The sequence below is a fragment of the uncultured Paenalcaligenes sp. genome, assembly GCF_947630565.1.
GTDB lineage: Bacteria > Pseudomonadota > Gammaproteobacteria > Burkholderiales > Burkholderiaceae_B > Paenalcaligenes > Paenalcaligenes faecalis.
In genome coordinates this window covers 42,184-48,923 of sequence record NZ_CANRIC010000010.1, presented here as the reverse complement: position 1 = coordinate 48,923, position 6,740 = coordinate 42,184, and the positions used below count along the sequence as shown (strand labels likewise).

Below are 6,740 nucleotides of genomic sequence, written 5' to 3'. Positions count from 1 at the left end.
AACATAAGCATAAGATAAAGTGGTAAGCTTAACTCGATATAAATATACCTATATACCCAGTATCCAGTTATCACCTCTATTATTAAGACGACGTCTCTACTATGTTCAAACGTACCGCTTTAAGCCTATTCGCTACTTTATTTTTATCGCCCGCTTTTGCTGCTGATATCACAGTTGCTACTGCTGCAGGCTACAGAAAACCACTTAATGAAGTCTACGGCGCCTTCACTGAAAAAACAGGTATCAACGTTGAAAGTGCTTTTGGCAATATGAAGCAGATCGAAGCTCAAGCTAAACAAAACCCAGATATTCAACTATTAGTTGGTGATTGGTTCTTTATTAAGCCGATGGGTTTGGCCGAAGACCATCAACTTATTGGTCAAGGTAAGCTCGTTTTAGTTAGTCCTAAAACAGCCCCTATCACTGATATTCAGGGTCTATCTGATGAGAAAATACAAAAAATTGCGATCGCCGATAGAAAAAATGCTATTTACGGTAAAGCCGCAATTGAATGCTTTACTCATTATCAGTTGACCGACCAACTTGATGCAAAACTCATCGAAGTTACTACTCTGCCACAGGTCAGCACGTATGTGACCACTGGAGAGGTGGACGCTGGTTTTGTAAATCTTAGCGAGGCCATGGCGCATGCAGATGCTTTTGCTACCCCGGTAGAAATGCCTCAAGCATGTTATCGCCCTATCGAGCTTAGCGCGGTTCCATTAACTGGACGTAGCGACACAACAGAGGCTAAAGCCCTACTGGAATTCATGAAAACGGACATAGCCCGTGATATTTTAAAACAACACGGTTTATAGACAGCCGAGTTAAAAATGGAATGCGGCTACCGTTCTATACAGCTAAGTATAGAAGTGTTGTTGTGGTCTTTACTTTGGCAATGTTTAATTGGAACTGCCATCGCTTGGCTATTAGTCCGTAAACAATTCTGGGGCAAAGGCTTTTTAGATGGCATAGTAACCATGCCATTGATCTTTCCCCCTATCGTTATCGGCTATGTGCTTTTGATGGCTTTAGGTCGTAATGGTTGGATTACCACCCTATTGCCAGATTGGATTAAGCCTCAGGTTGTGTTTAGCACTCAAGGCTTAATTCTTGCCGCCTTTGTTGCTGGCCTACCATTAATGGTCAAACCTGTTCAAACGGCCTTTGCGAATGTTCCTATGCGTTTACACGAGGCTGCGTCTACCTTAGGACATACTAAATGGAGCATTTTTTGGCGGGTAGACTTGCCGCTAATCCGTAAAGGCTTAGCGGCTGGGTTGATCTTATCGGGGGGACGCGCCTTAGGTGAAGTCGGTATTTCACTAATGCTGGGGGGAAATATTTCAGGGCGTACAGAAACGCTTTCTTTAGCCATTTATAATCAGGTGATGGATGGGCAGTTTTCATGTGCAAATGAATTGTCCTTACTTTTAGCTGCCTTTGCTGGTCTTTCCTTTTATGTGTTACGTCGTTTTGGTTCTTTATGATGAACTCTGTTTTTTTTGATCATGCTACGATTGATCGTTGGATTAGTGAAGATGCCCCTTTGCTGGATTTAACCAGTCATATGCTAGAGGTAGGCCAACAATCTGCCACTATTGAATTTGTGATTCGCCATGATGGTATTGCTGCCTGTACCGAAGAGGTACAACGCATTCTTACCCATTGTGGAGCTACTACCCAATCACTTATTGCCTCTGGCTCAACCGTCACAGCAGGCGATGTTTTGCTTTGCGCAGAAGGCCCCGCACATGCGGTATTACGGGCATGGAAAGTAGGACAAAACCTGTTGGAATATGCCTGCGGCGTAGCTCGTACTAGCAGCAAAATGAGAGCTGAAATAGCCAAACACAATCCACACATTGCGCTATTAACGACCCGTAAGCATGCTCCAGGATTACGTGGTATTGCCTTAAAAGCGACACTAAGTGCAGGCGCCCTACCTCATCGTTTAGGTTTAAGTGAAACCATCTTAATTTTCCCACAGCATATTGCTTTGCTCGGTGGCTGGGATCAATTAAAACAGATGTTAATCAAGAAAAAACCAGGCTTTGCCGAAAAAAAGATTGTCATTGAGGCCAAAAGCGTAGAACAAGCTTACCAAGCCATAGAAGCTGGTGCTGATGTAATCCAATTTGATAAAGTCGATCCAAACCAGCTACAACAATGGGTTTCTGTATTACGTGCAGACTGGCCTAGCGGTGTGTTTTTAGCAGCAGGCGACATTAATGTAAATAATGTAGGGCAATATGCCCAAACTGGCGTAGATGGCTTGGTTACTAGCTCTTTGCACTACGCTGCTCCAGCTGATATTGGCGTGCGCATTCAACCAAAATAAACAATCATTAAACATAAAAAAAAAGCACTATATGATAAAAATCATATAGTGCTTTAACTAATTATGATGTAAAATTAGTTAGGTGCACCGGCCATCAACCAATCCACGACTAAATTTAAATCATCATCGGTCACAGCCACGTTTGGCGGCATAGGGACGGCACCCCATACACCTTGGCTACCTTCTTTGATGTGCTTTGCAAGTAACTCAGCATTTGCTGGATCACCTTTATATTTTTCAGCAACCTCTCTGTAGGCAGGGCCAACAACCTTAGTTTCGACTTGGTGACAGGCCAAACAGGCATTTTTTTGCAAAATTTCGCTTACTTGTTCGAAGGATGGTGCATCAGCTTGAGCCGCACCAGCAGCGAAAACGAATGGCAAGCATGCTGCTAAATATTTGATTTTCATATAAAACTCCTAAATTGCAAATGCTGTTATAACAGCATAGGGTACTATTATCGCACTTAATGCCATTTATCGCATGCTACAAAAAGTTAAAATACCCACCTGATTTCACATGACTATTCAAAGGTTGATTATGAAAAACATCTTAGTACCTATAGATGGCTCCGATGCATCTCTACGCGCATTAAAAACCGCGCTTGAAATGACTCAACAACAAAATATTACATACACCTTGCATGTATTAAACGTACAAGCCCCTGTCATTTCAAATAATGCCGCACGCTTTTTTTCTGCGGATGTATTGCAATCTTACTATCAGGACGAGGGTCAGATAGCCCTAAATAAAGCAAAAGAAGTCTTAAATGACAGTAATAGCAACTACGAGATGCATATAGAGGTAGGCCAAATTGCAGAGGTAGTCAAAAACTACGTGACACAAAAAAACTGTGACCATATCGTGATGGGAACCAGAGGACTAGGTGCTGTACCTGGACTGTTATTAGGATCAGCCGCCACCAAAATACTAAGCAGTGTAGAAGTGCCGGTGACCCTAATTAAATAACTACTGAGCGGTAGCCTGTGTCATAGCCAGAGGGTTGATCCATTCATCATACTGCTCTGCTGTGACATAGCCTAACTCTATAGCAGCCTCTTTTAAATTGAGCTGATTTTTATGCGCTAGCTTGGCAATTGCTGCCGCTTTGTCATAGCCTATATGCCGATTTAATGCCGTTACTAACATTAAGTTCTGATCTAAAAAATAGGTGATTTTTTCACGATCAGGGGTAATTCCTACCGCACAATGCTCATTAAATGCGGCGCAGGCATCGCCTAATAGCTGAATACTTTCCAGTACATTGTGCACCATCACAGGTTTATACACGTTTAATTGGAAATTACCTTGGCTGCCTGCAAAAGCAACGGCTGCGTCGTTACCAAAAACCTGCACACATACCATTGTCATGGCCTCTGCCTGAGTCGGATTTACCTTGCCTGGCATAATAGAAGATCCAGGCTCATTTTCAGGAATACGAATTTCACCAATACCGCAACGAGGCCCACTTGCTAGCCATCTTACGTCATTGGCCATTTTAAATAACGCGCCAGCTAATGTTCGCAATGCAGCAGAAAAATTGACTAATGCATCATGGGCAGACAAGGCAAAAAACTTATTTTCTGCGCTTTTAAACGGCATGCCGGTTTGCTCTGCAATATATGCCGCCGTTTTATCCCCAAATTGGGGGTGTGCATTTAGCCCTGTGCCAACTGCCGTCCCACCAATTGCCAAATCATAAATACCTTGCAATTGAAGCTCTACATTTGATAAAGAAAAATCAATTTGAGCAACCCAACTGCCAATTTCTTGCCCTAAGGTAATGGGCGTTGCGTCTTGTAAATGGGTACGTCCTGTTTTTACGATATCTGCGTATTGCTCGGCTAGTTTGGCAAGCACATCCCGTAAGGCCCGCACTTTAGGAAATAATTGTCGATGAGCCGCTAACGCAACTGCAATATGCATTGCTGTTGGAAAAGTATCATTCGATGACTGCCCTCTATTCACATGATCATTCGGATGCACAGGTACTTTAGATCCCATTTCCCCCCCTGCCATTTCAATGGCTCGATTGGAAATGACCTCATTGCTGTTCATGTTACTTTGTGTGCCTGACCCCGTTTGAAACACAACTAAAGGAAACTCGTCATTCAGTTTCCCTAAAATGACCTCATCGGCGGCCAGAATAATTAACTCAGCCACATCCTTCGGAATTTGTGCTAAATCACGATTTGCCTTGGCTGCTGCCTGTTTTAGTATCCCTAAGGACTCAATTAACACTGGAGTTAACTTAAAGCGATCCACCCCTATAGGGAAGTTTTGTATAGAGCGCTGTGTTTGAGCTCCCCAATAGTGATTGGCAGGCACTTCGATCGTACCCATTGAATCAGATTCTATACGTATGTTTTGCATGAGTTTTCCTTAAATAAGAGATGAACATGCAAGACAAACTGCTATATCGTTTTAAAGTGAGTCTGAAAAGCGCTTTGCCCACAGTTGGCTAATATCCACCATTCTATTTGCAAAGCCCCATTCATTATCAAACCAGATAAATAGATTTACCAGTCCGTCTTGGTTCGTACAGGTTTGACTACCATCCAGAATGGCAGAGTGAGCATCGTGATTAAAATCAATAGAAGCATGAGCGCGATCAGAGTAGGCTAATGTATTAGGATGGCGCTGTGCTGCTTGAATAAATAAATTATTGACTTCGTCTTTAGAGGTGGGGCGACGTAAACGCACCATCATATCAATAGCAGACACATTCAAAATCGGTACACGAATCGCTTTTGCTTGAACTTTGTCTTGGAGCTGTGGCAACAAGCGCTCCACACCACGAGCTAGCCCCGTGGCTACAGGAACCATTGATTGCATAGCAGATCGAGTACGCCGTAAATCACTATGGTGATAACCATCAATCATGGGCTGATCATTCATGACGGAATGAAGTGTAGTTAAAAATGCATAATCCACCCCATAAGCACTATCTAACTCTGCTAAAACGGGGACAATAGCATTCGTTGTACATGAGGCATTTGACACTATTTTTTGTTTATTATTTAGCTCATCATCATTGATGCTTAGAACGACTGTGCAATCGACCTCGCTAGAACTGTCTGCTGGCTGTGACACCAATACACGGGGGCAACCTGCATCAATAAACTGCTGCAGTTCGGTTCGTGTGTTGTAAACACCAGAGCACTCAAGCAATATATCAATGTCTAAGGCTTCCCAATCTATTGCACTGGGGGCCTTTTCATGAAAGACGCTGATTTGTTTACCATTAATCAATAAACTATTGTCTGTGCGACCGACTTTACCCGGAAACACCCCATGCGTAGAGTCAAACTGAGTGAGATATGACATAGTTTCTAAGTCAGAGGGTTCATTGATCGCGACAATCTCAAGCTGTTGCTCTAGCCCACGCTCATAAATGGCGCGTAGTACACAGCGTCCAATTCGACCATAACCGTTTATAGCAATACGTACAGGGTGCATAACATCAATAAAAGAATTAAAAAGCAATAGAAAATCCGCCATCAACCACCATAACATGCCCATTTATATAGGAAGCGGCTGGTGAAGCTAAAAAAACGGCGGCGCCAGCTATTTCATGTGGTTGAGCCCAACGTTGCAGTGGGTTTCGTCCTAATACCATTGGCCCTCTGATCGGATCTTTAGCTAACAATACATTTGACTCCGTCGCAAATGTGCCCGGAGCAATACCATTACTGAGAATGCCACTGGCCCCAAACTCTACAGCTAAAGATCGTACCATGGCCTCTATCCCTTGCTTTGCTATAGGATAAATACTGTCACCCAGACGAGCAATACGCCCAGCAATAGAGGACAAACTAATAATACGCCCTTTAATTCCTGCTTGTTGCATTTGTAAGGCTGCTAAGCGGGAAATTTGAATAGTTGCAGTTAAGTTGGTTTGTATATGCTCAGTAATTTCTGTTGGGGTACAGTCCTTAAACCCTTTACGTAAACGCTGTCCAACGCAGTTTATATGGATACTAGGAACCCCATATTCTTTACATAATATATTATGATTATGCGTATATGATGTTGTATCACTAATATCTTGTACAAATATCTCTGCGCTAAACCCTGCTTGCAGTATTGCCTGCTGTTGGGCTAATAATCGTGCTTTGTTCCGGCCATTTAAAATTACTTTCGCCCCACTTGCTGCACAAGCCCAAGCAATAGCATTGCCCAGGCCTTGAGCTGAGCCAGTCACCAAGGCCAGCTGCCCATCTAATCGAAAATTAGGTAAATAAGAAGACGTTACCATTTAGAAAATACCCCAGTACCCCACCCCATCAAACGGGCATAACGAATTGAAAAACCAACCACCCCGATCATAAGGCATAATTATTAATGGATCGGCCCTATATCATGGGTTTTACTCACAAACGGTCTATGTTAGGGTTAA

Annotated in this window: 8 protein-coding genes; 4 read left to right on the top strand and 4 right to left on the bottom strand. The window is 43.0% G+C overall.

Annotated features, from left to right (window positions below):
- Positions 1-101 precede the first annotated feature (101 nt).
- Genes modA through modD form a run of 3 tightly spaced genes read left to right on the top strand, consistent with a single transcriptional unit; the run spans position 102 to position 2,341 of the window.
- Positions 102-818 carry a molybdate ABC transporter substrate-binding protein gene (gene modA, locus Q0Z62_RS03790; RefSeq protein WP_298051007.1) on the top strand — a complete coding sequence of 239 codons (717 nt, stop codon included), beginning with the start codon at positions 102-104 and terminating at the stop codon, positions 816-818.
- A gap of 15 nt (positions 819-833) precedes the next feature.
- On the top strand, positions 834-1,490 hold the full coding sequence (gene modB / locus Q0Z62_RS03785; protein WP_298051004.1) for a molybdate ABC transporter permease subunit: 657 nt from the start codon (positions 834-836) through the stop codon (positions 1,488-1,490).
- Positions 1,487-2,341: a ModD protein gene (gene modD, locus Q0Z62_RS03780; RefSeq protein ID WP_298051001.1), complete on the top strand. Its 855-nt coding sequence runs from the start codon at positions 1,487-1,489 to the stop codon at positions 2,339-2,341. The genes modB and modD overlap by 4 nt, the downstream gene beginning before the upstream one ends.
- A 74-nt stretch (positions 2,342-2,415) precedes the next feature.
- Here the strand turns inward: modD and Q0Z62_RS03775 are convergent, their stop codons facing one another.
- Positions 2,416-2,751 carry a c-type cytochrome gene (locus Q0Z62_RS03775; protein WP_298050998.1) on the bottom strand — a complete coding sequence of 112 codons (336 nt, stop codon included), beginning with the start codon at positions 2,749-2,751 and terminating at the stop codon, positions 2,416-2,418.
- Positions 2,752-2,881: 130 nt separating this feature from the next.
- Here Q0Z62_RS03775 and Q0Z62_RS03770 point away from each other — a divergent pair, with 130 nt between their 5' ends.
- Positions 2,882-3,310 carry a universal stress protein gene (locus Q0Z62_RS03770; protein ID WP_269902033.1) on the top strand — a complete coding sequence of 143 codons (429 nt, stop codon included), beginning with the start codon at positions 2,882-2,884 and terminating at the stop codon, positions 3,308-3,310.
- Here the strand turns inward: Q0Z62_RS03770 and fumC are convergent, their stop codons facing one another.
- Genes fumC through Q0Z62_RS03755 form a run of 3 tightly spaced genes read right to left on the bottom strand, consistent with a single transcriptional unit; the run spans position 3,311 to position 6,599 of the window.
- A complete protein-coding gene (gene fumC, locus Q0Z62_RS03765) occupies positions 3,311-4,714 on the bottom strand; it encodes a class II fumarate hydratase (RefSeq protein WP_298050993.1) in 1,404 nt (467 codons plus the stop codon).
- A 51-nt stretch (positions 4,715-4,765) separates the two neighbouring features.
- Entirely contained in the window at positions 4,766-5,827 is a 1,062-nt protein-coding gene (locus Q0Z62_RS03760) for a glyceraldehyde 3-phosphate dehydrogenase NAD-binding domain-containing protein (protein WP_269902031.1), read from the bottom strand.
- A complete protein-coding gene (locus Q0Z62_RS03755; protein WP_298050988.1) occupies positions 5,817-6,599 on the bottom strand; it encodes an SDR family oxidoreductase in 783 nt (260 codons plus the stop codon). The genes Q0Z62_RS03760 and Q0Z62_RS03755 overlap by 11 nt, the downstream gene beginning before the upstream one ends.
- Positions 6,600-6,740: the final 141 nt, after the last annotated feature.